The 25,897-nt window shown below is 31.9% G+C and carries 28 protein-coding genes; 9 read left to right on the top strand and 19 right to left on the bottom strand.

All coding sequences use genetic code 11. The features are described from left to right. Positions 1-13: 13 nt before the first annotated feature. Genes LW133_RS02530 through queC form a run of 3 tightly spaced genes read right to left on the bottom strand, consistent with a single transcriptional unit; the run spans position 14 to position 2,622 of the window. Entirely contained in the window at positions 14-898 is an 885-nt protein-coding gene (locus LW133_RS02530) for an outer membrane beta-barrel protein (RefSeq protein WP_233076080.1), read from the bottom strand. Between the two features lie 2 nt (positions 899-900). Then, a complete protein-coding gene (locus LW133_RS02535; protein ID WP_233076081.1) occupies positions 901-1,884 on the bottom strand; it encodes a tRNA dihydrouridine synthase in 984 nt (327 codons plus the stop codon). A gap of 57 nt (positions 1,885-1,941) precedes the next feature. Then, positions 1,942-2,622: a 7-cyano-7-deazaguanine synthase QueC gene (gene queC, locus LW133_RS02540; RefSeq protein ID WP_233076083.1), complete on the bottom strand. Its 681-nt coding sequence runs from the start codon at positions 2,620-2,622 to the stop codon at positions 1,942-1,944. 62 nt (positions 2,623-2,684) lie between these two features. Here queC and LW133_RS02545 point away from each other — a divergent pair, with 62 nt between their 5' ends. Beyond that, entirely contained in the window at positions 2,685-3,836 is a 1,152-nt protein-coding gene (locus LW133_RS02545) for a CCA tRNA nucleotidyltransferase (protein ID WP_233076085.1), read from the top strand. Positions 3,837-3,878: 42 nt separating this feature from the next. On the opposite strand, the gene LW133_RS02550 is transcribed toward LW133_RS02545, so the two are convergent. Further along, positions 3,879-4,556: a hypothetical protein gene (locus tag LW133_RS02550; protein WP_233076087.1), complete on the bottom strand. Its 678-nt coding sequence runs from the start codon at positions 4,554-4,556 to the stop codon at positions 3,879-3,881. A gap of 146 nt (positions 4,557-4,702) precedes the next feature. Between LW133_RS02550 and LW133_RS02555 the strand changes: the two genes are divergently transcribed. Together LW133_RS02555 and LW133_RS02560 are read left to right on the top strand one after the other, a co-directional pair. Continuing rightward, a complete protein-coding gene (locus LW133_RS02555; RefSeq protein ID WP_233076090.1) occupies positions 4,703-5,128 on the top strand; it encodes a pyridoxamine 5'-phosphate oxidase family protein in 426 nt (141 codons plus the stop codon). Then, the gene (locus tag LW133_RS02560) at positions 5,121-5,330 is read left to right on the top strand and encodes an alkylphosphonate utilization protein (protein WP_233076092.1); all 210 of its coding nucleotides are present in this window, start codon (positions 5,121-5,123) and stop codon (positions 5,328-5,330) included. Before LW133_RS02555 ends, LW133_RS02560 begins: the two co-directional genes overlap by 8 nt. A gap of 55 nt (positions 5,331-5,385) precedes the next feature. On the opposite strand, the gene LW133_RS02565 is transcribed toward LW133_RS02560, so the two are convergent. Beyond that, entirely contained in the window at positions 5,386-5,982 is a 597-nt protein-coding gene (locus tag LW133_RS02565; RefSeq protein WP_233037567.1) for a peroxiredoxin, read from the bottom strand. A gap of 291 nt (positions 5,983-6,273) precedes the next feature. Here LW133_RS02565 and metK point away from each other — a divergent pair, with 291 nt between their 5' ends. Together metK and LW133_RS02575 are read left to right on the top strand one after the other, a co-directional pair. Further along, on the top strand, positions 6,274-7,428 hold the full coding sequence (gene metK, locus LW133_RS02570; RefSeq protein ID WP_233076094.1) for a methionine adenosyltransferase: 1,155 nt from the start codon (positions 6,274-6,276) through the stop codon (positions 7,426-7,428). 87 nt (positions 7,429-7,515) lie between these two features. Continuing rightward, on the top strand, positions 7,516-7,794 hold the full coding sequence (locus tag LW133_RS02575; RefSeq protein WP_233037569.1) for a DUF362 domain-containing protein: 279 nt from the start codon (positions 7,516-7,518) through the stop codon (positions 7,792-7,794). Between the two features lie 70 nt (positions 7,795-7,864). Here LW133_RS02575 and LW133_RS02580 read toward each other — a convergent pair whose 3' ends face one another. The 11 genes from LW133_RS02580 to LW133_RS02630 all read right to left on the bottom strand — a co-directional run bounded on the left by LW133_RS02580 (position 7,865) and on the right by LW133_RS02630 (position 19,022). Beyond that, complete coding sequence (locus tag LW133_RS02580; RefSeq protein ID WP_233076096.1) at positions 7,865-8,203, bottom strand: chaperone NapD; 339 nt, start codon at positions 8,201-8,203, stop codon at positions 7,865-7,867. Beyond that, on the bottom strand, positions 8,200-9,165 hold the full coding sequence (locus tag LW133_RS02585; RefSeq protein WP_233076097.1) for a WD40 repeat domain-containing protein: 966 nt from the start codon (positions 9,163-9,165) through the stop codon (positions 8,200-8,202). The genes LW133_RS02580 and LW133_RS02585 overlap by 4 nt, the downstream gene beginning before the upstream one ends. Next, a complete protein-coding gene (locus LW133_RS02590) occupies positions 9,162-9,458 on the bottom strand; it encodes a 4Fe-4S dicluster domain-containing protein (protein ID WP_233076098.1) in 297 nt (98 codons plus the stop codon). The genes LW133_RS02585 and LW133_RS02590 overlap by 4 nt, the downstream gene beginning before the upstream one ends. Then, the gene (locus tag LW133_RS02595; protein ID WP_233076099.1) at positions 9,455-9,976 is read right to left on the bottom strand and encodes a nitrate reductase cytochrome c-type subunit; all 522 of its coding nucleotides are present in this window, start codon (positions 9,974-9,976) and stop codon (positions 9,455-9,457) included. Before LW133_RS02595 ends, LW133_RS02590 begins: the two co-directional genes overlap by 4 nt. Further along, complete coding sequence (napH, locus tag LW133_RS02600; protein WP_233076107.1) at positions 9,973-10,902, bottom strand: quinol dehydrogenase ferredoxin subunit NapH; 930 nt, start codon at positions 10,900-10,902, stop codon at positions 9,973-9,975. The genes LW133_RS02595 and napH overlap by 4 nt, the downstream gene beginning before the upstream one ends. Then, a complete protein-coding gene (gene napG, locus LW133_RS02605; protein WP_233076108.1) occupies positions 10,899-11,648 on the bottom strand; it encodes a ferredoxin-type protein NapG in 750 nt (249 codons plus the stop codon). The genes napH and napG overlap by 4 nt, the downstream gene beginning before the upstream one ends. A 3-nt stretch (positions 11,649-11,651) precedes the next feature. After that, complete coding sequence (napA, locus tag LW133_RS02610) at positions 11,652-14,435, bottom strand: nitrate reductase catalytic subunit NapA (RefSeq protein WP_233076109.1); 2,784 nt, start codon at positions 14,433-14,435, stop codon at positions 11,652-11,654. Positions 14,436-14,822: 387 nt separating this feature from the next. Continuing rightward, positions 14,823-16,697, bottom strand: a complete 1,875-nt coding sequence (gene dnaK, locus LW133_RS02615; protein WP_233076113.1) for a molecular chaperone DnaK — start codon at positions 16,695-16,697, stop codon at positions 14,823-14,825. Between the two features lie 21 nt (positions 16,698-16,718). Further along, a complete protein-coding gene (gene grpE / locus LW133_RS02620) occupies positions 16,719-17,222 on the bottom strand; it encodes a nucleotide exchange factor GrpE (protein WP_233076114.1) in 504 nt (167 codons plus the stop codon). Between the two features lie 20 nt (positions 17,223-17,242). Next, the gene (locus LW133_RS02625) at positions 17,243-18,034 is read right to left on the bottom strand and encodes an HrcA family transcriptional regulator (protein ID WP_233076117.1); all 792 of its coding nucleotides are present in this window, start codon (positions 18,032-18,034) and stop codon (positions 17,243-17,245) included. A gap of 349 nt (positions 18,035-18,383) precedes the next feature. After that, positions 18,384-19,022: a hypothetical protein gene (locus LW133_RS02630; protein ID WP_233076119.1), complete on the bottom strand. Its 639-nt coding sequence runs from the start codon at positions 19,020-19,022 to the stop codon at positions 18,384-18,386. A gap of 54 nt (positions 19,023-19,076) precedes the next feature. Between LW133_RS02630 and hypE the strand changes: the two genes are divergently transcribed. Continuing rightward, positions 19,077-20,078 (top strand): hydrogenase expression/formation protein HypE, encoded by a 1,002-nt coding sequence (gene hypE / locus LW133_RS02635; protein WP_233076121.1) that lies wholly within the window; start codon positions 19,077-19,079, stop codon positions 20,076-20,078. Positions 20,079-20,217: 139 nt separating this feature from the next. Here hypE and LW133_RS02640 read toward each other — a convergent pair whose 3' ends face one another. The 3 genes from LW133_RS02640 to LW133_RS02650 are packed head-to-tail and all read right to left on the bottom strand — an operon-like array spanning position 20,218 to position 22,424. Then, positions 20,218-21,543 carry a UDP-N-acetylmuramoyl-L-alanyl-D-glutamate--2,6-diaminopimelate ligase gene (locus LW133_RS02640; protein ID WP_233076124.1) on the bottom strand — a complete coding sequence of 442 codons (1,326 nt, stop codon included), beginning with the start codon at positions 21,541-21,543 and terminating at the stop codon, positions 20,218-20,220. Beyond that, complete coding sequence (locus LW133_RS02645; protein ID WP_233076126.1) at positions 21,540-22,139, bottom strand: histidine kinase; 600 nt, start codon at positions 22,137-22,139, stop codon at positions 21,540-21,542. The genes LW133_RS02640 and LW133_RS02645 overlap by 4 nt, the downstream gene beginning before the upstream one ends. A 3-nt stretch (positions 22,140-22,142) precedes the next feature. Then, on the bottom strand, positions 22,143-22,424 hold the full coding sequence (locus tag LW133_RS02650) for a NifU family protein (RefSeq protein ID WP_233037591.1): 282 nt from the start codon (positions 22,422-22,424) through the stop codon (positions 22,143-22,145). 164 nt (positions 22,425-22,588) lie between these two features. Here LW133_RS02650 and alaS point away from each other — a divergent pair, with 164 nt between their 5' ends. Genes alaS through ccoS form a run of 3 tightly spaced genes read left to right on the top strand, consistent with a single transcriptional unit; the run spans position 22,589 to position 25,895 of the window. After that, positions 22,589-25,144, top strand: a complete 2,556-nt coding sequence (alaS, locus tag LW133_RS02655) for an alanine--tRNA ligase (RefSeq protein ID WP_233076197.1) — start codon at positions 22,589-22,591, stop codon at positions 25,142-25,144. Beyond that, positions 25,141-25,692, top strand: a complete 552-nt coding sequence (maf, locus tag LW133_RS02660; RefSeq protein ID WP_233076128.1) for a septum formation inhibitor Maf — start codon at positions 25,141-25,143, stop codon at positions 25,690-25,692. Before alaS ends, maf begins: the two co-directional genes overlap by 4 nt. Continuing rightward, positions 25,689-25,895, top strand: coding sequence for a cbb3-type cytochrome oxidase assembly protein CcoS (gene ccoS / locus LW133_RS02665; protein ID WP_233076134.1), 207 nt, complete (start codon positions 25,689-25,691; stop codon positions 25,893-25,895). The genes maf and ccoS overlap by 4 nt, the downstream gene beginning before the upstream one ends. The last annotated feature ends 2 nt before the right edge of the window (positions 25,896-25,897 follow it).

The following is a 25,897-nucleotide window of genomic DNA, read 5'->3' on the forward strand; positions in this document are numbered from 1 at the left end:
TTTTAAATAAAAATCAAAAATACATAATATAGGAAATTTTAAATTCAGGTTTTTTATTGATATGGAAAGTTTGTCGCAATGTTTGCTCTTGCCAAATATTATCTCCCGGCTTTGTATAGTTATTCCATTCTTCGTGAGAAAGTTGATAAAATGGTAATTTTACACTAAATTCTATGCGATCTTTTTTTGTAAGATAAAGATGTCCTCCAAGATTGATAAATAAACCATTTCCAGATGCATAAAATGGTTTTGTTTGGTTGGAATATAGAGTTTCATTAATCCAGTAAGGACTTTTGAGGAGACTAATTTCTGCTCCAAAACCTGCAAAAACTCCAAGATTAAAGAGAAAAGGGAAATCTTCTTTGACATATTTTTTTATAAAATAGCTTATAGGGAGATTTGCAAAAAAATCAAGATTAAGGCTAAAGGTAGTCATCAAAGCATTGGAAAAAAGAAAATCTTGTTGGGTGCGTGGGCTAAGCATATCAACATTTTTAATTACAGGAGTATTGCTGTTGTTATTTGTAATTGTTTGATATTGTTTATCTCTTGCTTCTTCTGTGATGATTTTACTATTACGCTTACCTAGTGATGCTTGAGAGATTTCCATGGTTCCATAAAATCGCATTCCTGAGATTTTTAGATGGTCAAAGGAAGTTTCATTACCTAGAATAAAGCGTATTCCAACTGAATTTTTTGCAGTTTTGCCTTGATAATTTGCACTAGATTTTCCTCCTATACAAACACTATCGGGGCAAGAATTTATCTCTTTGGTAACAACTTGAGAAAAACTTGTTTTGAGTGTAGTTGGTAAAATAAAACCTATACCCGTAAAAATACGGTTTTCTACAGCTTGAAGAGCACATAAATACAAAAGGGATAAAAAAATCTTTTTCATTTTTAAGAACTTTTTTTATTAAGTGTTACAAGTTGTGGAAAATCTTGTTCAATAAGTGCATTAGTGCTAAAAAAATCTTGGATTCCTTGACGCATGATATTTTTATCAGTAATGCGATTAACCTGATCGCGATATTGTGTAGCTTCGCTATGCCCTTTTGCATAGGCATGAAGATTTTTTCTAAACATAATAACACCTCTATCTCCATAAAATTTTACCATAGCATCAAAATGTTTTAATACCAACTCTTTTTTTACAATAGGAGGGATTTCATTTGTTTTGTTTTTGATTTGCCAAAAAATCCAAGGCGAACTAATTGCAGCTCTTCCGATCATAAGTCCATTTGCACCAGTTTCATTGAGTACTTTTTGTGCGACTTGATAGTCTGTAATTTCCCCATTTGCAATTACAGGTATTGATAAAATACTCTTAATTTTTGCAATGCTTTCATAATCGATTTTATCTTTTTTGTATCCATCAGTACGAGTTCTTCCGTGTACAACGACATAATCTATATTAGCATCTTTTAGTGCATGCGCAATTTCTAAAGGGATTTTTTGATCAAAACCTAAGCGTACTTTAACGCTACTATAGGGTTTGTTGCTTGTTTCCTTGATTGTATTAAGAAGTTTTACAAGTAGAGGTAGATTCTTTAATAATCCGCTTCCATTGCCATGATTTGCGACTTTTGGTGCAGGGCATCCACAATTAAAATCTATTATATCAATACCATCTACTAAATTTAGTTTTTCTATCGCCTGTTTTATAATTTCAATTTTTGAGCCAGAAATTTGCACAGCATAGGGTTTTTCATCAGGAGATTTCTCTATCATTTTAAGTGTTTTTTCATTGGAATACACAAGTGCATGTGAGCTAATCATCTCGCTTACTGTAATATCAGCACCAAATTGTTTTACCACACTTCTAAAAGGAAGATCTGTGTAACCAGCAAGTGGAGCTAACATTAAAATATTATTAAAATCCATTTTTTTCCTTAATGATTATAAATTATAGTAATTATGGTTTTTTATTTTGATTATATCCTAATAATCTTTAGATAAAAATTTTTCATAAGCATTTTTTCTAAGGATACAGGCATTGCATTTTCCACAACCATATCCCCAATTATGCAATGTATCGCGTATTCCTTCATAGCAAGTATGCGTATCTTTTAAGATGATTTCTAAGATTCCCAACTCTTGCGCTAGGGCAAATTCCTGTGCTTTCGTCATTTTAATAAATGGTGTGTGGATTTGTATTTGAGTTTGTGCGCCAAGATTGAGAGATTTTTCTATGGCTTGTATAAAATCAAGACGACAATCAGGATATCCACTATAATCTTCTTCTGATACGCCTATTGCAAGGTGGTTTGCATGAATTTTTTGTGCTAGAGAATGCGCGATTGTAAGAAACATTGCATTACGATTTGGCACAAATGATGCAGGGAGATTATGATGGGTTTTGTGGGCATCATTGACATTTGAAATAGTATTTGAAAATAATGCAGAATCGCAAATTGAATTAAAAAAATCAAGATGAATAATTTGAAAATCCAGATTTAATTTTTTAGCAATAATCTTGGCTTGTTCTAGTTCAATTTGATGTTTTTGATGGTAAAAAAAACCTAATAAGGACACAGAATCAAAATTTTTTTTTGCCCATTGTGCTAATGTTGTGCTATCTTGCCCACCACTAAAAATTACAAGGCATTTTTCCATAATCATCCTTTTTTCTCAAAAAAAATTTCTGATATAATACAAAAAAACAGGGGTTTTTCAAAAATATTATGCAGCTACAAGAAAGATTCCAAAATCTTCCTCAAGCAATTTTTCAAATTTTTGATATTTTAAGAGGGTATGAAATTTACCTTATTGGTGGATGTGTAAGGGATTTGTTGCTTGGAAATATTCCTAAGGATTATGACTTTACAACTAGTGCCACACCACAAGAAATGTTACAAGTTTTTACTTCCTATGGTATAAAAACTTTAGATGTAGGGATTAGGTTTGGCACTATCGGAGTTGTTTTAGAAAAACAGGTTTTTGAGATTACAACTTTTAGAAAGGAAGGGGGATATAAGGACTTTAGGCGACCAAATTTTATTCTTTTTTCTAAGACCTTAAAAGAAGATGTTTTGCGTAGAGATTTTAGCATTAATGCTTTGGCATGGCATCCGGATTTTGGAATTATTGATCATGTTGGAGGGCGATTTGATTTAAAAAATAAAATTTTACGCACTATTGGGGTGCCAGATGAGAGATTTGGTGAAGATTCTTTGCGAATCTTGAGAGGAGTGGGATTTTGTGCTCGTTTTGGTTTAGAAGTAGAAGAGAAAACTAAAGAATCAATGTTAAAAAATGCGCCACTTTTACATCATATTTCTAAAGAAAGAATCCAGAATGAATGGGAAAAGATTTTAGGGGCTAGAGAGCCTATTTTTGCATTAAAAGAATTTGTGCAGATTTTTGAAATTTATTTTGGAGAAGAAATGGATTTTGATGTAAAATTGCCTCAAAATCCTTTGCATCGTGCCGCAATCCTTTTAGAAGATGGAAAAAAATTAGAAAAATTAAGCTATAGTAAAAAAGATAAATCTCAGATTTTGCAGTTTATGCAGTGGCAAAAAAAAGAGTTATTTACAGATAAGATTGCGATAAAAAAAATGCTTGCAAATTATCAGATTGAATGGATTAAGGTTTTTTTGGAGTCAGATTTACAAAAAAGCTATTATTTTAATGAGATTTTTAAAAATAATGAAGTATTTTCTTTGGGGCAATTAGAGATTGATGGCAAAGATGTTTTGGTTTTTCCTAATCATAAGCGCAAGGAGATTTTACAAAAAATTTTATTTTTAGTGATTGAGGGGAGGTTAAAAAATATACGCAAAGATTTATTGTGTTATTTGCAAGAAAATAAAGAAGAATTGCAAGAAAATTAATAATCTTTGTGTTTTTAGTGAAGGGGAATAATGGTATTGTAATTAAAAAATTTTTGTATAAAATGCTATTCCAATTTTTATAGATCCAAAATGTGCATGATCAAAGGCGTTAAGATAGGCAATATCCAGACTAACCGAATCTTTGTAGATTAAAAATGAGGCACCAACTTGATAAAATGAAGAATCTAAAGAAACTTTTTCTTGACTAGCAAGACTAAATTCTCCTACAAGCCATATTTTTTCGGTGAGATTACCACTAATACTTCCGCTAAAGGTAAAAAATTGTTCTTGAAAATTTTGATTGCTTGCAATTCCTAGATTTAATGTGGTGCGTAGTTTTTCATCAAGCCAATTAAAACTAATAGGAATATAAGCGTAAAGATTGTTTTGAAAAATTTTATTTTTACTGATACCATCACCTAAGATCATACCTATATTAAAAAAACGATCTTTGGTGGTATAGAAAGATTGTTCAAGTTCAATAAATGCTTGATTCTCAATACTTTGGCTAGAAGTGTTGCTAGCAATTTGCAAAGAAGTGCTCGGAGAGATGACGCAGTCTGTATAGAATCCTAAATTTTGAGATGTATAAGCTGTGTGCAACCAAAAGTCAAATTCACATTTACCTCGCTCTTCAGTGAAAGTATCTCCAACAATACTCCATCCTGCTGCATAGATATAAGTGATTCCAAATATTATACCTACAAAAAATCTTAACATTTCTAGCTCTTTTGTATAAAATAATTGTGTATTGTATCACAAACTAATAGTGCGCAGTTGGCTTTGTTGGTGAAAAAATAAAGATTGTATAAAATTGTTTTTTATCCTTGATTTTTGTAGAATATAAAAAATAATGTGGGAATTTTATGGATAAAAGAATAAAGGATTTTATTGCGTCATCTCATATTTTTTCCTTAGGGATACGAGATGAAGATGGTGGCGTTTATACGGCTAATTGTTTTTATATTTTTGAGGAAGAAGAGGAGGTTTTGATTTTTAAAAGTGATGAAAAAAGCAGACATATAGAGCTTGCAAAAAAAAATCCACAAGTTGCTATTAGTATTTTTGAAAATACAAAAAATTTGCAAGAGATTAAAGGGGTGCAGATCAAAGCATTTTTCAAAGAATCTGAAAAGATGCATCAACAAAGTTATTACAAAGTTTATCCTTTTGCACGGATGATTTCTGGTAAAATTTATATTCTTAAGTTAATGTGGGTAAAATATACAGACAATAAATTATTATTGCCAAGAAAAATCGAATATCATAGACTAGGGAGTAAAAATGTTTAAAGATAGTAATGGGGTAGAATTGCAAATGGGAGATAGTGTGCAAATTATCAAGGATTTAAAATTAAAGGGTTCGTCTAGTACGCTAAAAAGAGGAGTTATTGTAAAGAACATTCGTCTTACCGATAAAGAGGGTGAAATTGAAGGAAAAGTTGATAAACATGGCGTTATTGTGCTAAAAACTTCTTTTCTTAAAAAGGTATAAATAAAAACTGAAGAGGAGAGGGTGCTATAAGGGGATTCCCTTATAGCAATTAGCATTATAGTTTGCTGTGATTTTCTTTTAAATATTCTGCAACACCTTCAGCAGTTGCTTTCATACCTTTTTGACCTTTTCTCCATCCAGCAGGACAAACTTCACCATTTTCTTCAAAGAAAAGTAGAGCATCACACATTCTTAGCATTTCATCCATTTCTCTACCAAGTGGTAAATCATTGATTACTGCATGGCGAACAATTTGATTTCTATCAATTAAGAAAGAACCTCTTAAAGCTACTGCACTATTAAATAATACATCATAGTCTCTTGAGATTTGCTTAGTAATATCTGCTACCATTGGGAAGCTTACTTTACCAATACCACCATTTTCTACTGGAGTATTTTTCCATGCAAAATGCACTTGCTCAGAATCAATAGATACACCAATTACATTAAATCCCTTTGCTTCAAATTCTTTTACTCTGTGATCCATTGCAAGAATTTCAGATGGGCATACAAAAGTAAAATCTTTTGGCCAAAAGAAAAGAACAGCACCATTCTTGCCTAAATTTTTTGACAACTCGAAATTTTCTACAATTTCATTATTTGCTAATACTGCTGGCGCGATAAAATCAGGCGCTTTTTTTGTTACTAACATAGTTTCCCCTTATTAAAAAAAGTTAATGATAACGATAAAAATTATCGTTTGAATTATAATTTTTAAAAAGTTAATTATGGGTTAATGAGAAAAAAACCTTATGGTTTTTAATTGTTTTGATAGGAAAATTTTAAAGTATCATTAATCGTTTTTTTAATTAATTTTGTCATATGTTTAAGGTATAGATTCGAACTAAAATTATAAAAATACAATATGAGTTTGAAAATATATTCTATTTGCTAAAGTAGTGTTATTATTCCACAGAAAAACTAAAAAATACAAGGTGAGTTTATGAAAAATAATTTTTTATTTACATCAGAATCTGTAACAGAAGGACATCCGGATAAAATGGCTGATCAAATTAGTGATACGGTATTAGATTATATTATAGAAAGAGATCCTAAGGCACGTGTAGCATGTGAGACTTTAGTGTCTAATGGATTTTGTATTGTAGCAGGTGAGTTAAAAACTACAACTTATGTGCCTATTCAAGATGTAGTAAGAGAAGTGGTAAAAGATATTGGTTATGTCAATGCAGATTATGGTTTTGATTATAAAAGTGCGGCTGTATTAAATGGGATAGGGGAGCAAAGTCCAGATATTAATCAAGGTGTGGATCGAGCAGATGGAGAGATTGGCGCTGGAGATCAAGGGTTGATGTTTGGTTATGCATGTAAAGAAACAGATGTTTTAATGCCATTGCCTTTATGGCTTTCTCATCAAATCACTTCAAATCTTGCTTTAAAAAGAAAGGATGGAACTTTACCTTTTTTGCGTCCAGATGGCAAGGCTCAAGTTACGGTGCGTTATGAAAATAATAAACCAGTAGCAATTGATACGATTGTTATTTCAACGCAACATAATCCAGAAGTTAGTCAGCAAGTGATTAAGGAATCTGTGATTGAAGAAGTAGTACAAAAAATATTGCCAAAACAATATTTGCATAGCAATATTAAATATCATATTAACCCAACAGGAAATTTTGTTATTGGTGGTCCACAAGGCGATGCTGGACTTACAGGTAGAAAAATCATTGTGGATACATATGGTGGAAGTTGTCCGCATGGTGGAGGTGCATTTAGCGGAAAAGATCCTAGTAAGGTAGATAGGAGTGCGGCTTATGCGGCAAGATATGTGGCAAAAAATTTAGTTGCAAGTGGGGTTTGTGAAAAAGCAAGCGTGCAACTTGCATATGCAATTGGAGTTGTTGAACCTGTTTCAATTTTTGTGGATACGCATGGGACTTCATCCTATGATTCTAAGAAGATTGAGACTTGCGTGCGAGAGATTTTTAAACTTACGCCAAAAGGAATTATCGAAAGCTTAGATCTTTTAAAACCAATTTATAGAAAAACATCAAATTATGGGCATTTTGGTCGAGAATTACCAGAATTTGGTTGGGAGAAAATTGATAAGGTTGCAGCAATTAGAGATTTTTTAAAATAATTTATTCTCATTAAAGTTATTTTTATAATAATTGTTTTATACTTATCTATAGGTTTAATAGACCAAAAAAAACATAAGGATTGAAAAATGGCAGTAAAAATTACAGATATTTGTATATCTTGTGGTTCTTGTATTGATGAATGCCCTGTTAGTGCAATTGTAGACGATGATGATAATCCAACAGGTGAAGGTATTTATTATGTATATTCCGATAAGTGCGTAGAGTGTGTTGGTCATAATGATGCACCTGCATGCGCTAGTGCTTGTCCTACAGATGGCTGCATTGTATGGAGCGATTCTGGTAGCGTAAAAAGAGAAGAAATTGGTGCAGATCTTAGAGATGGAAGCATTCCAGTAATGCAATAATCTCTCTAGTATCTACTGTATAGCAAGGGGAAACCCTTGCTTCATTTTTATTTTTCTTAACTTTATATTTTTATTTTAAAAATTTTTTTATATCTCCGCTGTAGTGCATAGATTCTATAGGAGTTGTGTCGATTAATTCAGCGATTTTATCGGCCTGCATTTTGCAATCTTTTAAATCACTTTCACTATAGGTTAGATGCATATCTGCACTTAAAATTCCGTGAATTTTTTGTATTTTTTGAAGAATTTGTATTTCTTCTTGTGTGTCATTTGCTTCAATGGTTGCAATGATAATGCTCTTATCTTTTTCATGTAATGCTACTTCGGCATTTGCGATTGCATTGATTGCTAGAAGAATTTCCTCCCATTTTTCTTGTTTTGCTTTAATAATAATGCTTGAAATATTCATACTTTCTCCTTTGTATTAAAAAAATAAATAAAGCGATTGTCACATCCAACGATTATAAAATCATTGTAAAAGAGGATTGTATTTGCAATAGCATTAAGATTTGTTAGGGTTAAAAACTCTTTTTTATTTTGCATATTAATAAGGGCAATTTCTCCATTTTCATTTTTTAGGTATGCAAAATTTTTTCCATTTTGTGCAATGCCAACAGCATAAATTAAAAAATTATTTTTTATGCTTGAAATTTGCTGTAAATTTGCATTACTACCAAAATGATAGATTCCTACCTGTCTATCTTGTCCTCCTGTAATAAGGATATTATCAGTAGTGGCTATTTGGTAGACTTTATCTTTATTAATAGCATCAAAGGTGTTTAGCAATCTTCCATTATAAGGATTGATTGCATATGTAATACCAGATTCTCCTGTGGTAAATAGTAGTGATTTTGAAGGGTTTAAAACCATGTCGCTTAGGCTTGATTGGGAGAGTTGTCTTTGATAGATGATTTTTTTCTTTTCAAGATCAAATAATAAGATTTCATGGCTTAATAATCCAATTAAGATTTGATGAGAATTTAACCATAAAGCTTTTTCTATGTTTAGATTTTCCAATAGAAGAGTAATTTTTTTATTTTTAAAAAGGTTAAGATTTCTTGTGCCATTGTGATTTGCAGAGACGATAAGAATTTCTTCATTTTCATTACTATTTATATGAAAAATTTTTGGCGCATAAGAATTGTTGAATAAATCTTGAATTTTTGGTAATTTTATGATTTTTTCAAGTATGGGCTTAGGGTATAATGTATAAATTTCCACACTACCATGAATTGTGGATGCATAAAGCTTATTTTTAGTAAGTTGTAGAGATGAAATTTCTGCCTGTGTTTGGAGTGTAAAATTAGGTTTTAGAGATGTGGCAAAAAGATTGCCAAGGCAAAAGAAAAAAGTAAAAATAATATTTCTCATGTTTGAATCTCTTTGAGTATGATAGCATTTTGCGGGCAAAGATGAAGACATTTTTCACAACCATCACAACTAGGAAGAATTTCTGGAAAAAACAAACCTTGAAAAGAGATGTGTTCTTTGCAAATATCCTTGCAGCTATAACAAATAATTTTATGATAAGCAAGACAAGAAAGTGGATTAATTGTAGCAATTTTTCTTGTTTGTGTATCCAAAGATGATGTATTTTTTGAAAACTTCAAAAGATTGCGTCTTGAGAGATTTACCCCTGTAGGGGTGGTGTCTATTTTTTTCATTGGACACCTTGATTGATTACATCTAAAAGATTAGAGCGATGTTTTTTATCCTCATCTCTAAAATCTGGTTTAAAATTATTTTCTACTAGGGGTTTTGTTTGTGCTTGTGGGACATGACACTGGGTGCAATTATATCTTTGTTCTGCAATACCTTCTGTTATTTCTTTATGATTTCTTAGGTCATAAGTGTGAGATTTTGGAAGAGGAGTTGCACCAATACTTTCTGCGATTTTTGGAGAATGACATCCTAGACATGCATTATCTTCTTGTGTAATAGGTGTCATGCCTTCAATATCATGAGGAATCATTGGAGGGGCATTTTCATATGCGCGTTCAATTTTTTGACTTTCTCCTGCAGACCCTGTTCCAAAAATAAAGTTTTGCAATTGTACCTTGTTTTCATCATTTAAAGGAGCTTTTCTTAATCCAAGCTCTGTTTCATCAAGTTTTTTATCTGCCAAGAGATAAGAACTCATACCAAAAAGGGTAATAAGACCCACTGAAATTATTTTTTTCATTTTTTCTCCTTTTTTGTTTTAAAATTTAGTAAATTAAAATGTAATGCATCATCATCGCAAGCTTCTATACAGCGACCGCATTTAATACAGGCAATTTTATTAACAAAACCACTATGTTTTCCAATAAGGTCTAAGACTTGATTTTCTGGGCAAATACGCACGCAATTCATGCATTTTGTGCATTTATCAAGATCGTATTGTACTTTTAATAAAGATTTTGCTCCTATAATGCTATAAGTCGCACCAAGTGGACATAAATGTCCGCAAAAACCATTTTTTAGCATAAATAGATCAAATAAAAAGACTGCTAAAATACCAAAAAATCCCATACCCATTCCAAAAACAACTCCACGATGCAACATGGATATTGGGCTAATGCTTTCCCAAGCGAGGATTCCAAATAAAAATGATAAAAAAAGGCTTAGTGCTAAAATAGCAAATTTTGTTTGTCTGGAAAAAACAACAAAACGAATGTTTTCAATTTTTAACTTTCTTCTAAGAAAGTTTGCTAAATCAGTAATAAGATTGATTGGACAGACAAAAGCACAAAATCCTCTACCTAAAAAAATTCCATAAATAAAAACAATTACTAAGAATCCTAAAAAAAGATCTAAGCTAATTGCTCCACCAGCAAAAAAAACTTGTAAAAAAACAAGAGGGTCACTCATTGGTAAAAAATCTAAAATTTTTGAACCACTAAGATTTCCCATCAGAATTGGAGGTGCAATAAGCTCTGTTTTTGTATTTGCAATCGCGAGATTTCTCTCATTTTTTGTAAAGCTTTCTAGATTTCCTTGGAAGATGAGATGTTCTTTATTGTTGATAGTAATCAAGGAACAATTACTTAGAAAAAATAACAATAAAATACCAAGTTGTGTAAATCTCCTTAAAATTAAAAAACGATTTTTTATGTAATAATTTTTCATAAAGATTCCTCATTAAGATAATCTAGTGCATGATTTTTAGAATCTTTTTTCTTTTGAGGTTCTGCGGTTTCTAGCCTTTCTTCATCTTTTTTATCCCAACCCTTGATATAGTTAGTTCCCATTTTTCCTAGCACTTGATCATGTTTTAATACTTTGATAGATGCAATTTCTGTGACACATGCTTTTTCACATTTGCCACAACCTGTACAAATATCATTAGCCACAATAGGCAAAAGTAATGCATGTTTTCCTGTTCTTGTATTGGATTTATATTCAAGATAAATTGCTTTATCTATCAAAGGACAGGCACGATAGCAAGCATCACATTGAATCCCTGCATATGCAATACAATTAAATGTATCAACTACCGCCACTCCCATTCGTGCTTTTGTAATATCAAGCTTGTTGTTTGTGAGCAATAAATTTTTATCTAGTGCACTTGTTGGACAAGCTACTACACATGGGACATCCTCACACATAAAACAAGGAATATCTCTAGGAGTAAAAAAGGGTATTCCCTTTATTCCTGAGCTTGAGAGTTTAAGTGTGTAATAAGGACATGCCTCTACGCACAATCCACATTTAATACAGGTGCTAAGAAAATTATCTCTTGCAGCGGGCGGAAAAAGCATTTGAGTGTTATCTTTTGCTTCAGCAAGATATGCACTCCAAATTAGCCCTCCAAAAGAAACTAATCCCATTATTTGCGTAATAGATTTAAGCGTCCTTCTGCGTTGTGGATTCATCGATTATGCCTTATAAACCTTTACAGCACATTTTTTAAAATCTGTTTGCTTTGAAATTGGACAAGTTGCATCAAGACAAACTTTATTAATATAAACATTTTCATCAAACCAAGGTACATAAATAAGCCCTTTTGGTGGTCTATTTCTACCATTGATCTCTACTTTTGCCTTTACTTTTCCTCTTCTGGATTCTACCCACACTAAATCTCCGTGTTTAAAATTATTTTCTTTTGCATCTACTTCACTCATATAGCAAAGTGCTTCAGGAACTGCGCGATAGAGCTCAGGTACTCGCATTGTCATGGTGCCACTATGCCAATGTTCCAAAACCCTCCCTGTGCAAAGCCACATCGGATAATTTTTGTCTGGCATTTCGCAAGGATCCATATATGGGCGGAAAAAGATTTTTGCACGATTGTTAATGGATTTTTTCTCATTATTCGGTGCTTTTAAATCCCCTTGAGAAAGTTTTGCTTCCTTATTTCCATAGAAAGCAAATTCTTTTCCATTAGCATATTTTCTTGCATAAGGATCGTATTTTGCATTAAATCTCCATTGTGTTTCTTTGCCATCTACTACTGGCCAACGCAAACCTCTTACTTTGTGATATACATCAAATTCTGCGAGATCATGTCCATGACCTGTACCAAATAAACGATATTCTTCCCAGAGATATTTTTGTATAAAGAATCCATATCCCTCAAATTCTTTACCATCGCTACCTTGCACTCTTCTTGTATCACCAAATACTTCAGAGTTTAATGGCTTATCTTTTAGAAGTGCTTCTTTTAAATCAAATTTTCTTGCATTTTTATTTGCAAATAAAACATCAAAAAGCGTATCGCTTTCTTTATATCCCATTTGCTTTGCTTTATCTAAGACATTTTTTAGTTCAAGATCTGCATAATCCTTACCCCATACATCTTTGATTTTAAAGCGTTTTGCAAATTCTAATATCTGCCAACTATCACTCATTGCATGACCCTGTGGTAGTACTTGCTGTTTCCAGTGTTGTGTTCTTCTCTCAGCATTTCCATACGCACCCCATTTTTCATAAATCATTGCACTAGGTAAAATAAGATCTGCAATTTTTGCTGTGATTCCAGGATAGCAATCACTTACTACAATAAAATTATCCATTTCTCTAGCGGCCTTGATCCAATGATTTGCATTGGCTGTGTTTTGCCAAGGATTATTAACGGCTACCCAAAGCCATTTTACTTTTCCATCTTCTAATGCACGCATGATATCAAGATAGGGGAGACCTGGTTTTGCTCCTATTGTACCTGCGGGAATATTCCAAATTTTTTCTGTAATTTCTCTATGTTTTGGATTATTCACAACCATATCTGCGGGGAGACGATGAGAAAATGTTCCTACTTCTCTAGCAGTTCCACAAGCACTAGGCTGACCAGTTAGAGAAAATGCACCACTTCCTGGTTTGGCTTGTTTGCCAAGGAGCATATGTACCATATAACTTTGCTCATTAACCCAACTTCCTCTTTGGTGTTGATTAAATCCCATTGTCCAAAAACTAACAATTTTTCTATCTTTTTCAATATAGTAGTTTGCAAGTTGTTGGAGTTTTTCTTTGAATTTTTCTAGATCTTCTAAATCATCGCCCTTTGCTAGTTTTGCGACAAAATCTAAAGTATAGGGTTCTAAAGCTTTTTTAAAATCTTCAAAACTAATTTCCCAATGCGCATCAGCTTGTTTACTCTTATCCATCTCTAGATTATCACCAGCTTTTAGTCCTAGATATTGAAGCGTGATTCCTTCATTTTCACTTAGAATTTTGCTTTTTTGTTTAGCTGCTGTGTCTTTTTCGCTAGGAAGGAATTTTTTATGATTAATGTCTTCACGCATTCCATATCCAATATTTACATATCCTGTACTAAAAGTGCAATATTCCTTGATAAATTCTTGATCAATGCTTTCTGGTCTATTATATACAATTTCTCTGGCAATAAAATTCCATATTGCCAAATCTGTATTGGGTTTAAAAATAATTTCAATATCAGCAATATCAGAAGTTCTATTTGTATAGGTAGAGAGGTTAATAATTTTTACTCTTTCTGTATTTGTGAGTTTTCTATCGGTAACACGACTCCAGAGTATGGGATGCATTTCTGCCATATTTGCTCCCCAAGTAACAATAGTATCTGTAAGTTCAATATCATCATAACACCCAGCAGGCTCATCAATTCCAAAAGTTTGCATAAATCCTACAACAGCACTTGCCATACAATGCCTTGCATTAGGATCAATGTTATTGGATCTAAAACCTGCTTTCATAAGTTTAAGTGCAGCATAGCCTTCTGGAATTGTATATTGACCACTTGCCATTAGTGCAACACCTTTTGGACCTAATGTATCATAAGTTTTTCTAAATTGCTTTTCCATTTCATCAAAAGCTCTTTTCCAACTTACTGGAGCAAATTTTCCTTTTTTGTCAAATTCGCCTTTTGCATTCACCCTAAGAAGAGGTTGTGTTAAGCGATCCTCTCCATACATAATTTTTGCACAAAAATATCCTTTAATACAGTTAATTCCTCGATTTACGGGTGCTTCAGGATCTCCTTTTACTGCTACAATCGAACCATCTTTTGTAGCTACCATAATTCCACATCCTGTCCCACAGAATCTGCAGACAGCCTTATCCCATTTCCATGTTTTTTGAGTGTCTTTAGATTGTGCTAATATAGTACTAGGTATATTTAAGCCTACCGCAGAAGCAGCAGAAGCAACCGCAGTACTCTTGATAAAATCACGACGATTAAAATTCATTTTTTCTCTCCTTTTGCAATATTCTGCAAAAAAATTATACTATTTTTTTTGATTTTTTTAAAAAAATAATTTTTTGTTAATGTTTATTTGATATGAGATAGGTTTTTATGGCTTGAGAGTAGTAGATGATTGTAATAAAAAGTGTTTAAAAAATAAAGATAATTCCTAAAATATTAAAATAAAAAAAAGTAACACTTGCTAAAAACAATAAAGCAATATTGAAATATTTGTAGATTTTTTATAAGTAGAAATAGATAAAATTTAAGAAATATGAAATATTTTGAGGAGATTTTAAAAGGGATATTTCATGTCAATATTTTTTTGTAAGAAAATTGGTTAGATCGATATAAACATAAAAACATGGGGAACTAATGCTCCCCATGAAAATTACTCTACTTCTGCATCAATAACATCATCATCTTTTTTTGTATTAGTGTTAGCATTGTTTGCATTATTATCTTTTGCATACATTGCTTCTGCAAGTTTATGGCTCACTTCTGTAAGCTGTTTTACTTTTTCATCAATTTGCTCTTTTGAAGCATTTTCATCTTTTAACACTTCTTTAAGCGCATCGATTGCATTTTGAATATTGCTCACCTCATTTGCATCGAGTTTATCTTTCATTTCTCCTAAGGATTTTTCTGTTTGATATACAAGGCTATCTGCAATATTTCTAGATTCTATCACTGCCTTTCTCTTAGAATCTTCTTCTTTATGAAGCTCTGCATCCTTTACCATTTTTTCAATTTCACTATCACTTAGACCACTAGATCCACTGATTTTGATTTCTTGAGACTTGCCACTTGCTTTATCTTGAGCGCTAACAGTTAGAATTCCGTTAGCATCAATATCAAAAGTTACTTCGATTTGTGGTACGCCTCTTGGTGCTGGCGGGATTCCTTGAAGATCAAATCTACCTAAAGATTTATTATCTTTTGCCATTTCCCTCTCACCTTGTAAGACAGAGATAGAAACTGCGGGTTGATTGTCTTCCGCAGTAGAGAAGGTTTGTGTTTTTTTAGCAGGAATAGTTGTTCCGCGATCAATCACTTTTGTCATTACACCACCAAGAGTTTCAATTCCTAGACTTAAGGGTGTAACATCAAGTAGTAATACATCTTTTACATCACCTTTTAAAACACCACCTTGAATAGCTGCACCAACAGCTACAACCTCATCAGGATTTACAGATTTATTAAGTTCTTTACCAATAAACTCTTTTACTCTTTCTTGAGCACGTGGAATTCTTGTGGAGCCACCTACCATTACTACTTCACTGATATCACTTTTACTTAGTCCTGCATCTTTAATAACAAAATCAATTTTTTTGATAGTTTCTTCGATAAGGTCATCTACAAGATTTTCAAATTTTGCACGAGTGAGTTTTTTTACTAAGTGTTTTGGTCCTGTTGCATCTGCAGTGATAAATGGAAGGTTAATTTCTGTTTCTTGTGCGCTAGAGAGTTCTTTTTTTGCATTTTCAGCTGCATCTTTTAGTCTTTGAAGTGCCATAACATCACTTTTGATATCAATACCAGTCTCATTTTTAAATTCGCTAGCAGCCCAATCAATAATTCTATTATCAAAATCATCACCACCTAAAAATGCATCTCCACCAGTTGCTAAAACTTCTACAACACTATCACCGGTTTCAAGTACAGTAACATCAAATGTTCCTCCGCCAAGGTCATAAACCATAATTTTTTCTGCTTCTTTTTTATCTAGTCCATAAGCAAGTGCTGCGGAAGTTGGTTCATTGATAATTCTAAGTACATTTAAGCCTGCAATAGTTCCCGCCTCTTTTGTCGCTTTTCTTTGTGCATCATTAAAATACGCAGGAACTGTGATTACTGCTTCAGTTACTTCTTCACCAAGATAGCTTTCTGCATCTTCTTTAATTTTCATCAAAATTTTTGCAGAGATTTCTTGAGGAGTATAAACCTTATCTGCAATTTCAATTGCACATGCACCATTTCTATCTACAATTTTATAAGGTAGTCTTTTTTCTGCTTCTTTTGCTTTATCTTCATTAAACATTAATCCCATTATTCTTTTGATGGAATAAATTGTTTTTTCTGGGTTTGTGATTGCTTGGCGTTTTGCAGGCTCACCTACTAAAATTTCACCCTTATCTGTAAATGCAACAATCGATGGAGTAGTGTTTTTCCCTTCTTTGTTTGCAATAATCTTTGCCTCATTTCCTTCATAAACTGCCATTGCAGAGTTTGTTGTTCCTAAGTCAATTCCTATTACTTTTCCCATAGTTTTTCCTTTATTTTGAGATTAATTTTTTACAATTGCTACCATTGCAGGTCGCAAAATTCTTTCTTTGTATATATAACCTTTCTGCATTACCTGAGCAATTTTTCCATCTTCAAGTTCTGCATTTGGTGTTTGCATAATACAATCATGCAAATTTGGATCAAAATCCCCATCAGTAGGAATTTCTTCGATTCCATATTTTACTAATGTTTTTAATAATCCATCGGTAATAAGGTGAATTCCTTCTAAAATTGCCTCATTATCTTTTGCAGCTTGTTTTGCATTGTCTAGTGCATCAAGAGTAGGCAATAAGTCTTTGGCAAATTTTTCATAAGCATATTCTAGTGCCTGAGTTTTATCTTTTTCTAGGCGTTTTTTACTATTTTCAAAATCTGCAAAAACTCGTAAATATTCATTTTTTAATTCATTATATTTTTGCTCATAATCCTCCTGTTGTTGGGTTTCTTCTTGAGGTTGTTCTAACTCTTCAAGGTTTTCAACATCATTTTGTTTTTCTTCTTCCATTTTTACTCCTTTATTTGAGATTAAGCTGCAATTTGTTCATAAAAAGTTTCATAATCTGCAGTGAGATAACCTACACATAGCATTTTTATATTTTTTTCTTGTTGTAGGCCATCATGTAGGATTCCCATATAGTTTTCTGGGAAAATAGGATCAAATAAAATTCCATTAGCACATTTATCAAAAATATCACCCTTTATAATGTTAAAAAATAAGTCTTGATAATAAGGACAACTTATAAAAGAATCTAAAACCTCTAAAGCAAAATATGTTACTTTGTCATTTTGCAAATAGTTGATCTTTTTTAGAAGAGTGTTTGCCATCACTTGGTATGCAATTTTTTTGATTTCTTGGATATCCAATCCGATTAGTTCTTGCAAGAATTTCTCCATTCTTGCTTGATAATCAAGTAAAATTTTTCCTTTTTCAAACACTAATATAAGAAAATTATTTTCAATATTTAGCACTTGAGTGAGCTTTTGAGAAATATCTTCCTTAAGCAATAAAAAAATTTGATGTTTTTTGCAAATTTGGTGTAAAAGCTGTTTATCATCAAGAATTTTAAAATTCTTATTAATATTGATTTTTTGTCGCCAATAGTTTTTCATCGCAAAATGTGTAGGGATTCTACCACTACTAATATGAGGTTGAATTAAAATTCCTTCATCCATCAAAACTTTGAAATAATTGCGAATTGTAGCAGATGAAATTTTCAATTCAAGAGAGTTTTTTAACATTTCAGATCCAATGGGTTCTTTTAACTTAATATATTCTTGAATAAATTGCTCTAGCAATATTTCTTTGCTATAACCCATTCTCTTAATCCTTGTCTTAAATATTTATGCAAATTATCACTAAAAAAAGTAAATAGATTTAGCATTCTATTTAAATTATTGCTAATTTTTTAAAAAACCTTAGTCTATTTATATAAAGTTTTATTAGTATCTATTTCATAACCTATTAAAAAATAATAAATAATATAGGATTATTGTTTTTATAAGTGTTTAAAAGTTGCAATTTAAATAAGGTTTATTTTCAAGTATTATGTAAATGGGTGAGCGTTGTATTTTGTTGGTGGTCAGTTTAAAGAAGAAAGATAGAAAATGCAACAACTATATTTTTTAAGATGTGTAGGGGGGGGGGGATAAAAATATAATTTTTCTACTATTTTTGTTGCGATTGTAAAAAAAACCCTACCTCGTGAATTTCTTTGTCAATTTGCACTTTTATATATATTTTTCCTTCAATAGCATCTTGTAATACAATTGCTACAAATCCTCCTGAAAAAATATCGTTTTTTAAAGTTGTTTTTTTGAGATAATGTGCAAATAAAATACTGCTACTATATTCAATTTCTCTAAAATAATCATCGCTAATTCCATAATTTCTTCCAAATCCAAAGCCAAAAAATGGAGAATAAAAAATATTTGGGTAGTAATAATTTATAGGTAGCGATGGAATAGGAATATTAAAAGCACGCAAGGAGTTTGTAAAATTAATATTGCTATGTAGGATTTGATGTGAATCAAGTACTTTGAATATTTTTCCTTCTTGATACGCAGTAATATTATTGCTATCAAAAACAATAGGATTTTGCGATTTTGCAAGAACTTTTACTAAAAGAGGAGTTATAGTATTGTAATTATCTTGTGCAATTTCTAGTAAAACACTTGAATTTTTTAAATTAGATTCTATGATTTTTTTACCATTTTCAAAACTAAAATCTTGCAGAGGTGTAATTTGATACACACTGCCACATCCATAAAATAAACAAAAAAATAAAATTCCAAATATCTTTTTCATTTTTTCTCTTTTTTTTGTATTATGACAGAAAAATATCAAAAAAAGGTATGTTTTATGCAAGTGGTACAATTAGCACATGGTAGTGGTGGCATACAAACACAAGAGTTTATTGAAAAGGTTTTTGAGAAGTATTTGGGGGAATTTTTTATAAGTAAAAGAGAGGATGCAGGGGTATTTATGGCAAATGGAAAGTTTGCTAGTAGTACAGATACTTATGTGGTTAACCCTTTATTTTTTTCGGGTGGAGATATTGGAAAATTAAGTATTTGTGGGAGTAGCAATGATGTTTTAATGATGGGGGCAATTCCTAGATATATCACCATTGGTTTTATTATAGAAGAGGGGTTGGAAGTTGAGGTTTTGGAGTGTGTTTTGGAATCTATGAGAAGTGAGATAAAAAAAACTCAGCTAAAAGTTCTCTCTGCAGATACTAAAGTAGTAGAAAAGGGTAGTGTAGATAAACTTTTTATCAATACTACTGCAATTGGTGAGGTAATAGAGGATATTAGTATCCAAAATTTGCAAGAAGGTGATGTAATTATTTTAAGTGGAAGTATTGGTGCGCATGGTGGTGTCATATTTTGTGCACGGAATGAAGTTAATCTTAATTCTTCGCTAAAAAGTGATTGTAAGCAACTTTATAGTATGTTTGCAAGGGTTTTTTCAAACCATGGACTTATTCATACTATGCGAGATGCAACAAGAGGAGGGATTGCCTCTGTTTTAAATGAATGGTGTGAGAGCTGTGATATGGATATTTTAATTGATGAAGAGAGTATTCCTGTAAGTAGTGAAGTGCAGGGGATTTGTGAAATTTTAGGGTTAGAACCTTATGTTTTGGCAAATGAGGGGACTTGTATTCTTGCTGTGGCTAAGAAAGATGCCATTAGGGTTTTAGAACTTTTACATATGCATGAAGATGGCAAGGAGGCTTGTATTATTGGAGAGATTTGTAAAAAATCTAGTAGTAATGCTAGGGTGATTTTAAAAAATGCATGGGGCGGTATGAGGTTTTTGGATTATCCGCAAGGTGAATTGCTACCAAGAATTTGTTAGTTTTTATTGGTGTATAAGGGTTTATATAGTTTTGCATAGGGGTTTGATTTTCTGTTTTTTGTAAAATCAAATTATATGAAAATTATAGTTTTCAATACTAAAATAAAAAAAGTAGCTGTATCCATAATTTTGTGATTTTCTATGTTGCTGTTTTAAAAACTTTTTGACAAATTTCTTTGATAACTTTTCGATCATCAAATTCAATTGTTTTGTCCTTTAGAATTTGATAAGTTTCATCCCCTTTACCCAATACAAGCAATACTTCATGTTTTTTTAGGTTTTTAATTGCTGTAAAGATTGCTTCATAGCGATCTTCTTGTAAAACTACATGGGATGTATCATTGATTCCTTGTATAATATCTTGAATAATCTCTTTGGGTTCTTCGTTTCGTGGATTATCACTTGTAATATAGATTTTTTTAGCGTATTTTTGCGCTACTTTTCCCATTAGTGGGCGTTTGCTTTTATCTCTATCGCCACCTGCACCAAATACAACACTAATTTCATAATCCTCAAAACTCTGAAAAATTTTCTCCATTCCATCGTGAGTGTGTGCAAAATCCACAAGAATTAAGGGGTTTTGATAAACTACTTCCATGCGACCACTCACCCCACAAAATCCCCTTAAACTTTTTAAAAGTTTTAAAATATCACTATCAAAAAGCTTGTGAATACAAAGTAAAGAAGCTAGAATATTTGAAAGATTATGTTTTCCATAAAGAAGGGAAGAAAGTTTATAACATTGATGATTTATAATTAAATCCGCTGAAATTCCATTTTCTTGCAAATAATTTTTAATGCAAAAATCAGCCCCAGAATCTTGCAAACTATAAGTATAAGCATTTTTGGGGTTAAAATGTACATTTTTATCATCATGGTTAATAATTTTTAGTCCCTCATCTTGCAAAAAAGCATTTTTGGTTGCAATATAATTTTCAAGACTCTTGTGATAGTCTAAATGATCACTTGTGATATTTGTAAGAATTTTTGCCGCAAATTCTAAACCATAGATTCTTTGCTGTTCAATAGCATGGGAACTTACCTCCATAACTAAAACTTCACATCCTAGTTTTGTTAAAAGATTTAAATCTTCATATAGTTCCAAAATTGTTGGTGTTGTAAGTCCTTTTTCTTTCAATCTCTTTCCATCAAAAAAAAGACCTTGTGTCCCTAGCATTGCGCATTTATAACCTAGATCCTTTAGAATGTGATAGATGAGATTTGCGGTTGTTGTCTTGCCGTTTGTACCTGTGATTCCAATAATTTTATTAGGGAAGGAAAAATATTTTTTTAGATCACTGTAATGCAAAATATCATATCCTAAAGTGCGCATTTGCTCTGCAAAAATTTTATTTCGTGGAGTTTGTACAAATAAAACTTCTTGATTTTCCTGTGCTTCTTGTGCGCGATCGCTTAAAAATTTATAATTTTTGTGATTAAAATTAATCGTGTATGTAATTTTCATAATCTATCTACAAGTTTTTTTAATATTTTATCTAATTCAGAATCAAAAAATACAACTTTTTTCATACTTTCAATATATTGTAAACAATACTCCGAGAGATTGTTGTCCAACAAATCATTTAAAAAACTATAAAAATCTTCTTTTTTAGTAAAAATAATTTTAGAACTAAAGAGTAGATTTTCAAAAACTTCTTTAAAATTTTTTTCCTTACACATTTGCTGAAAATCTTTATATAAAATTCCATCAATTTCTTCAACTTTTAGATCTTTTTGGTCATCAAAAAATACTGCAGCAATTTTATCTATTCCATTGTCAAAAGATTTAATTCCTTCCAGAATACTTTGCTGTACTTTTTTTCGAAAAGAACGCGGATTTGTTCCTATCATTGTTTGATAAAGATCATAAAAACCATGCGCTTCATTGGGAAATTCTATTGCCATATCTGTAAGAAAAAGTCCAATTTTTGCCTCCAAATCTTCCTCATCAAGATAGAGAGCATCAGAAAAATACTGCATTGATTGTTTGTATTGTTTTATTTCAAATAATTCAAAACCTTTGCGAATTAAAATACGTTTTTTAGGATTATTGTTTGACAATTTTTAATTCCTCTTAGCAAGTTCTTTCCAATCCTCCCCTGCCTGCACTTGCTGCACTTTAATATCAGGATGAATATCTGTTTGTAATTGTCGTAAAATGGCATTTTTTAAGGTGATATGAGAATGCGAACATCCAACACAAGCACCTTTTAATTCTACATAGACAGTTGCATTTTTGATTCCAAGAATGGTAATATCTCCACCATCTGCCAATAAATGTGGTCGCACCTTTTCGATGCTGATTTTCACAGGCGCTTGCAACTCTTCATCGCTAAAAAGAAACATCACTTCTCCTTGAAATTTTTATTGAATTCTAGCAAAAAAAGCAAATCAGTCTATAAATATTTTTTTGATTTTATTTACTTCTTAGCATTGTTTTTTAGTATTTTTAAGTAGAATAAGTAGAATTATATTATGATTATATAAAATTATTCAAGGGTGTTTTTATGTTGGATATTCGCGAAAAATTCTTAAAATTTTTTAGTCAAAAAGGTCATCAGGTATACTCTAGTATGCCTTTGGTACCAGATGATTCTACTTTATTGTTTACTAATGCTGGGATGGTGCAATTTAAAGAAATTTTTACAGGAAAAGTTCCTACCCCCCCTACCCCTCGTGCAACTTCTTCACAACTTTGTATTCGTGCTGGTGGGAAACATAATGATCTTGAAAATGTAGGCTTTACGCGACGCCATCACACTTTATTTGAAATGCTTGGGAATTTTTCCTTTGGGGATTATTTCAAAAAAGATGCTATTGCCTATGCTTGGGAATTTGTAACTGAAGTTTTAGGGTTTGATAAGTCTAGATTATATGTGAGTGTGCATGAAAACGATAAAGAAGCTTTTGAAATTTGGTGTCAATATATCGATTCTACCAGAATTAAAAAAATGGGAGATAAGGACAATTTTTGGCAAATGGGGGATACGGGACCTTGCGGACCTTGTAGTGAAATTTTTGTAGATCAAGGTGAGGAGTTTAATGATAAGGAAGATTATTTTGGTGGAGATGGTGATAGGTTTTTAGAAATTTGGAATTTGGTTTTTATGGAGTTTGAGCGCCATAGCGATGGTAGCCTTACTCCTCTTCCTAAGCCTAGTATTGATACGGGAATGGGACTTGAGCGTGTATGTGCATTACTAGAAGGTAAAAAAAGTAATTTTGATTCCCATATTTTTATGCCTTTGATTAATGAAGTGGAAAAACTTTGTAACAAACCTTATGTGTATGAGGATGGTGCAAGTTTTAGAGTAATTGCAGATCATGCAAGATCTGTTGCTTTTTTACTTGCACAAGGGAGTAATTTTGACAAAGAAGGGCGAGGATATGTTTTGCGTAGAATCTTACGACGAGCGGTAAGACATGGTTATCTTTTGGGATTAAATAAGCCATTTTTATATAAAGTTGTAGAAAAAGTTTGCGATGAGATGGGGGGAGTTTATACTTATCTTATTGAACAAAAAGATTTTGTTGCCCAGCAATGTAGATTGGAAGAAGAAAGATTTTTTACCACAATTGAGCAAGGAATTCAACTTTTTAAAACAGAATTAGAACGCATTAAAAATGCTAAGCAAAATGTTTTTGATGGAAATGTTGCTTTCAAGCTTTATGATACTTTTGGTTTTCCTTTGGATCTTACGCTTGATATGCTAAAGGAAGAAAATTTACTTCTGGATACTAAGGTTTTTGAAGATGCTATGCAAAGACAAAAAGATTTGGCTAAGACTTCATGGAAAGGCAGTGGAGATAGTGTTAAAGAGGGTGATTTTAAAGACATTTTACAAGAATTTGGAAGTAATTGCTTTGTAGGATATGAAAACATCTCTTCTAAAAGTAAGATTTTGGCTCTTTTTAATCAAGATTTTGAGCGTGTAGATTTACTTGATGGGATGGGATATGTGCTTTTAGATATTACTCCTTTGTATCCTGAGAGTGGCGGGGCAATTGGCGATTGTGGAGAGATATTTTTAGAAGATAAAAAAATCGCAGATATTTTGGATACTAAAAAATATTTTGGATTAAATATTAGTCAGATTCAAACACTAAGTCCTCTGAAAATTATGCAAGAAGTGGATATAACGGTAGATTCTTCTCATCGTTTGGAAGTGGCTAAACACCATTCAGCAACACATTTATTACATGCAGTATTGCGAAATAAATTTGGCACACAAGTAGCACAAGCAGGAAGTCTTGTAGAATCTAATCGTTTGCGTTTTGATTTCAGTTTTTTGCGTGCATTAACATCAGAAGAGCTTGAAGATATTGAAAAAGAAGTAAATATGCTAATCTTGCAACAAATTTCACTAAACACACAAAATATGTCGCTAGAGGATGCAAAAAATCAAGGAGCAATTGCTTTATTTGGTGAAAAATATGAGGATAATGTGCGAGTGGTTAGCTTTGGTGATGCATCTTGTGAGCTTTGTGGTGGAATCCATGCTGATAATACAGGTTTAATTGGTAGTTTTTTTATCACAAAGGAAAGTAGCGTATCAAGCGGTGTGAGGCGTATTGAAGCTGTGTGTGGTAATGCAGGATATCTTTATGCAAAAAATATTTTAAAAACTCAACAAGAAGCCAAAGAAATATTAAAGAATCAAGATATTTTACAGGGTATTGTAAAACTCAAAGAAAAAAATAAAGTACTGGAAAAACAGATACAAAATTCTCAAAAAAATACCCAACTACAACATGAAGAAATTAATAATGCTTATCTTATTATCCAGTCTTTGCAAAATGATAATCTTAAAGAACTTGTAGATGATGTGAAGAATCGTTATGAAAAAGTTGCAATTTTATTAATTAATGAAGAAAAACTTCAGATTGTTGCTGGTAGTAAAAATACACCTATTAAAGCGGGTGAGTGGGTAAAAAAAGTAGCACAAGTTTTAGGTGGTAATGGCGGAGGGCGTGATGATTTTGCTACCGCAGGTGGAAAAAATAAAGCTTCTTTGAAAGAAGCATTGCAAGAAGCACGAGAATTTGCTATAAAGTATTTTGCATGATAACTTTAGTATCTAATTCTCCTACAAGACAAAAAATTTTACAAGAGTATCAGATTGCCTTTCAGCAAGTATCTATAGATTTTGATGAAGAAAGTATTACAAGTATTGTGCCAAAAACTTTTGCTTATGAAGCATGTAAGCATAAATTAGAAAGAGCCTCACAAGAACTTGGGGGTGATTGTGCGATATTGGTAGCAGATAGTGTTATTAGCGTGTCTTCTTGTATGCAGAGAAAACCAAAGACAAAAGAGGAAGCAAGAGAAATGCTAGAAAAACAAAGTGGACAAGAAATTGCTATTATAACCGCACAGATTCTTAAAACTAGCAAAATCGAGGTTTGTGATATCTCACAGACCATTTTAAAATTACAAGAATTTCATAAGGTTGATTTAAAAGAATATCTAGAATCTAGTCTTTGGCAAGGTAAAGCTGGGGCAGTGATGGTGGAGGGATTTCATAGTAAATATATCATTAAACAAAAAGGACTTTTTTCTACAGCTTTGGGTTTAAGTGTAGAAAAATTTTTACCTTTTTTTGCGATAATATGAATACAACACTTTTGATTGTTATGCTTTTTGTATCTTTGTTGATTGGCTTGATGGGGCTTATAGTGTTTTTATGGGGGCTTAAAACAGGGCAATTTGATGATGAGAAAAAGATGACACAAAGTATCGTTTTGTTTGATGGCACTGAGGAGTTAAATCAAGCAATACAACAAGAAAAAAAACAACAAAATTTTAGAAAGGAATAAAA

Origin of the sequence: Helicobacter anatolicus, from assembly GCF_021300615.1 — a bacterium.
Classification (GTDB): Bacteria; Campylobacterota; Campylobacteria; order Campylobacterales; family Helicobacteraceae; genus Helicobacter_H; species Helicobacter_H anatolicus.

What these genes read in the sequence shown, in the direction of transcription:
- LW133_RS02530 (WP_233076080.1), bottom strand. Translation starts at nt 898, where the DNA reads ATGAAAAAGATTTTTTTATCCCTTTTGTATTTATGTGCTCTTCAAGCT.
- LW133_RS02535 (WP_233076081.1), bottom strand. Translation starts at nt 1,884, where the DNA reads ATGGATTTTAATAATATTTTAATGTTAGCTCCACTTGCTGGTTACACA.
- queC (WP_233076083.1), bottom strand. Translation starts at nt 2,622, where the DNA reads ATGATTATGGAAAAATGCCTTGTAATTTTTAGTGGTGGGCAAGATAGC.
- LW133_RS02545 (WP_233076085.1), top strand. Translation starts at nt 2,685, where the DNA reads ATGCAGCTACAAGAAAGATTCCAAAATCTTCCTCAAGCAATTTTTCAA.
- LW133_RS02550 (WP_233076087.1), bottom strand. Translation starts at nt 4,556, where the DNA reads ATGTTAAGATTTTTTGTAGGTATAATATTTGGAATCACTTATATCTAT.
- LW133_RS02555 (WP_233076090.1), top strand. Translation starts at nt 4,703, where the DNA reads ATGGATAAAAGAATAAAGGATTTTATTGCGTCATCTCATATTTTTTCC.
- LW133_RS02560 (WP_233076092.1), top strand. Translation starts at nt 5,121, where the DNA reads ATGTTTAAAGATAGTAATGGGGTAGAATTGCAAATGGGAGATAGTGTG.
- LW133_RS02565 (WP_233037567.1), bottom strand. Translation starts at nt 5,982, where the DNA reads ATGTTAGTAACAAAAAAAGCGCCTGATTTTATCGCGCCAGCAGTATTA.
- metK (WP_233076094.1), top strand. Translation starts at nt 6,274, where the DNA reads ATGAAAAATAATTTTTTATTTACATCAGAATCTGTAACAGAAGGACAT.
- LW133_RS02575 (WP_233037569.1), top strand. Translation starts at nt 7,516, where the DNA reads ATGGCAGTAAAAATTACAGATATTTGTATATCTTGTGGTTCTTGTATT.
- LW133_RS02580 (WP_233076096.1), bottom strand. Translation starts at nt 8,203, where the DNA reads ATGAATATTTCAAGCATTATTATTAAAGCAAAACAAGAAAAATGGGAG.
- LW133_RS02585 (WP_233076097.1), bottom strand. Translation starts at nt 9,165, where the DNA reads ATGAGAAATATTATTTTTACTTTTTTCTTTTGCCTTGGCAATCTTTTT.
- LW133_RS02590 (WP_233076098.1), bottom strand. Translation starts at nt 9,458, where the DNA reads ATGAAAAAAATAGACACCACCCCTACAGGGGTAAATCTCTCAAGACGC.
- LW133_RS02595 (WP_233076099.1), bottom strand. Translation starts at nt 9,976, where the DNA reads ATGAAAAAAATAATTTCAGTGGGTCTTATTACCCTTTTTGGTATGAGT.
- napH (WP_233076107.1), bottom strand. Translation starts at nt 10,902, where the DNA reads ATGAAAAATTATTACATAAAAAATCGTTTTTTAATTTTAAGGAGATTT.
- napG (WP_233076108.1), bottom strand. Translation starts at nt 11,648, where the DNA reads ATGAATCCACAACGCAGAAGGACGCTTAAATCTATTACGCAAATAATG.
- napA (WP_233076109.1), bottom strand. Translation starts at nt 14,435, where the DNA reads ATGAATTTTAATCGTCGTGATTTTATCAAGAGTACTGCGGTTGCTTCT.
- dnaK (WP_233076113.1), bottom strand. Translation starts at nt 16,697, where the DNA reads ATGGGAAAAGTAATAGGAATTGACTTAGGAACAACAAACTCTGCAATG.
- grpE (WP_233076114.1), bottom strand. Translation starts at nt 17,222, where the DNA reads ATGGAAGAAGAAAAACAAAATGATGTTGAAAACCTTGAAGAGTTAGAA.
- LW133_RS02625 (WP_233076117.1), bottom strand. Translation starts at nt 18,034, where the DNA reads ATGGGTTATAGCAAAGAAATATTGCTAGAGCAATTTATTCAAGAATAT.
- LW133_RS02630 (WP_233076119.1), bottom strand. Translation starts at nt 19,022, where the DNA reads ATGAAAAAGATATTTGGAATTTTATTTTTTTGTTTATTTTATGGATGT.
- hypE (WP_233076121.1), top strand. Translation starts at nt 19,077, where the DNA reads ATGCAAGTGGTACAATTAGCACATGGTAGTGGTGGCATACAAACACAA.
- LW133_RS02640 (WP_233076124.1), bottom strand. Translation starts at nt 21,543, where the DNA reads ATGAAAATTACATACACGATTAATTTTAATCACAAAAATTATAAATTT.
- LW133_RS02650 (WP_233037591.1), bottom strand. Translation starts at nt 22,424, where the DNA reads ATGTTTCTTTTTAGCGATGAAGAGTTGCAAGCGCCTGTGAAAATCAGC.
- maf (WP_233076128.1), top strand. Translation starts at nt 25,141, where the DNA reads ATGATAACTTTAGTATCTAATTCTCCTACAAGACAAAAAATTTTACAA.
- ccoS (WP_233076134.1), top strand. Translation starts at nt 25,689, where the DNA reads ATGAATACAACACTTTTGATTGTTATGCTTTTTGTATCTTTGTTGATT.